At 52.9% G+C, this 739-nt stretch carries 1 tRNA gene; it reads left to right on the top strand.

The window, feature by feature from the left end:
- The first annotated feature begins 192 nt into the window (after positions 1-192).
- Positions 193-269, top strand: a tRNA-Asp gene (locus tag DTF_RS0113555).
- The last annotated feature ends 470 nt before the right edge of the window (positions 270-739 follow it).

The following is a 739-nucleotide window of genomic DNA, read 5'->3' on the forward strand; positions in this document are numbered from 1 at the left end:
TCGGGCGAATAGCTCAGCTGGGAGAGCATCGGCCTTACAAGCCGAGGGTCACGGCTCTGAAAGATTCGGTACAGTAAATCAGCGAGACCATTGCCGGAAGGCAGCGGTCGTGTCTGGAAAATAGGAAACCGAAAATAGCCCTCCAGTCTCCACTTCTTGACTATTTTCTGTTTCCTATTTTCTGTCTCATAGGGGGCTGTAGTAGAGTCGGTTACAACGCCGGCCTGTCACGCCGGAGGTCGCGGGTTCAAGTCCCGTCAGCCCCGCCAGTTCAAAGAAGAAAAAAGCGGCTCCTTTCGGAGCCGCTTTTTTCTTTGAAAGGACATTCGACCCGTAACTTACCATCTACAAACCATTCCTCCATTCCGTTCGATCCTCCCGGCGTCGCCGCCACATGATAAGATTGTACAAGGTAACGCCTTTTCTTTGTCCTTTTCATTCGAATTCCAACTTAAGTATGGTATATAAGTTCCTTATGCCAAGCTTCCATTGCAAAATAGGAACCGCGGACGGAAGGGTGGTCGAGAAGGATTTCGACTCGCCCAGCCGGCAGCTTCTCAAGGAGAGTCTTGAGGAGCAGGGGTTCTATGTTTTCCGTATCAGAAAACGTCCCCTGCAGTTTCTGTCCGGTCTGGAGGGCGGTCGCGGCCGTTTCGGCGGCCGGAAGGGTGGTCGAGAAGGATTTCGACTCGCCCAGCCGGCAGCTTCTCAAGGAGAGTCTTGAGGAGCAGGGGTTCTA

The organism is Desulfuromonas sp. TF, from assembly GCF_000472285.1.
Classification (GTDB): domain Bacteria; phylum Desulfobacterota; class Desulfuromonadia; order Desulfuromonadales; family ATBO01; genus ATBO01.